The organism is Streptomyces sp. SID14478 (assembly GCF_010548525.1).
Classification (GTDB): Bacteria; Actinomycetota; Actinomycetes; order Streptomycetales; family Streptomycetaceae; genus Streptomyces.
In genome coordinates this window covers 1-2,303 of the sequence record NZ_JAAGMG010001474.1, presented here as the reverse complement: position 1 = coordinate 2,303, position 2,303 = coordinate 1, and the positions used below count along the sequence as shown (strand labels likewise).

1 protein-coding gene is annotated in these 2,303 nt (G+C 74.4%); it reads left to right on the top strand.

Features of this window, described 5'->3' with window-relative positions:
• Positions 1-2,303, top strand: a 2,303-nt coding sequence (locus G3I40_RS46110) for an AAA family ATPase (RefSeq protein WP_164560751.1), incomplete at both ends; no start/stop codon positions are given.

Here is a 2,303-nt window from a genome sequence, read left to right as displayed (position 1 = left end):
ACACGCCGCCGGCGGGGACACCGCCCCGGCGTCCGGCACGGGCGGCGAGCCCCGGGCACTGCTGCTCGGCGGTGAGGCCGGGGTCGGCAAGACCCGGCTCGTCGAGGAGTTCGCCGCCGGGGCGTGCCGGCGAGGGGCCGTCGTCGTCACCGGCGGCTGCGTCGAGATCGGCGCCGACGGGCTGCCCTTCGCCCCGTTCTCCACGGCGCTGCGCGCACTGCGCCGCACGCTGCCCGAGGCCTTCGACACCGCCGCGGCCGGCCGGGAGGACGAACTGGCCCGGATCCTGCCCGAGCTGGGTGACCGGTCCGTCCCGGGCCGGGGCCTCGACGGGCGCGGCGACGAGAACTCCACCGCCCGCCTCTTCGAACTCACCGGACGCCTCCTGGAGCGCGTCGCCGCCGAACACACCGTCGTGCTGGTCCTCGAGGACCTGCACTGGGCGGACGCCTCCACCCGGCACCTGTTGTCGTACCTCTTCCGCACCCTGCGGGGCGGCCGCCTCGTCGTCGTCGCGACCTACCGTGCCGACGACGTGCACCGCCGCCACCCGCTGCGCCCCCTGCTCGCCGAACTCGACCGGCTGCGCACCGTCACCCGGATCGAACTCGGCCGCCTCAGCCGCGACGAAGTCTCCCGCCAGGTCGCCGGGATCATGGCCGCCGAACCCGAGGTCGCCGTCGTCGACGACATCTTCCGGCGCTCCGACGGCAACGCCTTCTTCGTCGAGGAGCTGGCCGTCTCCGCCGCCGAGGGCTGTGCCACCGGCCTCACCGACTCGCTGCGCGACGTCCTCCTCGTCCGCGTCGAATCGCTGCCCGAAGCGACCCAGCGCGTCGCCCGGATCTGCGCCGAGGGCGGCTCCACCGTCGAGTACCCGCTGCTCGCCGCCGTCGCCCGGCTCGGCGAGGACGAACTCATCGAAGCCCTGCGCGCGGCCGTCGGCGCCAACATCCTGCTCGCCACCCCGGACGGCGACGGCTACCGCTTCCGTCACTCCCTGGTGCGCGAGGCCGTCAGCGACGACCTGCTGCCCGGCGAGCGCTCCCGCCTCAACCGCCGCTACGCGGAAGCCCTCGAGGCCGACCCCTCGCTGGTCCCCGCCGACGCCCGCGCCATGCGCCTGGCCACGTACTGGTACCACGCCCACGACCCGGCGAAGGCCCTGCCCGCCGTCCTCGACGCCTCCGTCGAGGCCCGCCGCCGGCATGCCTACTCCGAGCAACTCCGGCTGCTCGAACGGGCGATGGAACTGTGGGACGCGGCTCCCGAGGAGATCCGTGCGGCGCTGCGCATGGGCGACTATGCGGTCGCCTACCTCTCCTGCAACTGCGACCCCGCCGAGGCCCGGCTCGACTACCTCGACCTGATGGCCGAGGCCGCCGCCGCGGGACGCCTGTGCGGGGAGCGCGAGCGCGCCCTGAAGATCGGCAAGCGGGCGATCCGCATCCTCGACGAGGCCGCGGCCAACGGCGACCCCGACCCCCTGCGCGCCGCCTGGTTCTGGGTCCAGCGCTCCCGGATCATCTCCCACATCGCCCGCGGCGACGGCTGGGACGAGATCGCCAAGGCCCAGGAACTGGTCCGCGGTCTGCCCCCGTCCGCCGTGCACGCCGAGGTCCTCGCGCACGCCGCGGCCTGGGGCATGCTGCACAACCCGGGTGCCGAGACCCTCGCCGCCGCCGAACGGGCCGTCGAGTACGCCGGGATGGTCGGTGACGACGAGACCGAACTGCACGCACGGCTCATCCGCGGCGGACTCCTGGTCGACGCCGGCTCCATCGAGCAGGGCTTCACCGAGATGTACGCCGTGCGCGACCGCTCCATCGAACTCGGTCTGATCGCCCGGGTCAGCAACGTCAACGTCAATCTCCCCTCCCATCTGGAAGGCGCCGGCCGCTCCGCCGAAGCCGTCCGCATCTGCGAAGAGGGCATCGCCCTGTGCCGCCGCTACGGCCTCACCGACACCAAGGGCTGGGTCCGCTCCAACATGGCCGAGTCCCTCGTCTCCCTCGGCCGCTGGGACGAGGCCGTCAAGGCCGGCGGGTGGACCCGCCGCTCCGCCCTGAGCGACAAGCCGCGCGGCACGGCCTGCACACACCTGGCAGCCGTCGCGCTCGGCCGCGGCACCCTCCAGGAGGCGGCCGAACAACTCGCCGCCGCCCGCGGGTACTTCGGCACGCACGATCCGCAACCGCAGCACGACCTGCCGCTCGCGCACTACGCCCTCGCACTCGCCGCGGCCCAGGGCCGCCTCCTCGACGCCCGCGCCGAACTCGACCGCGTCGTCAGCGCCGGGCTGC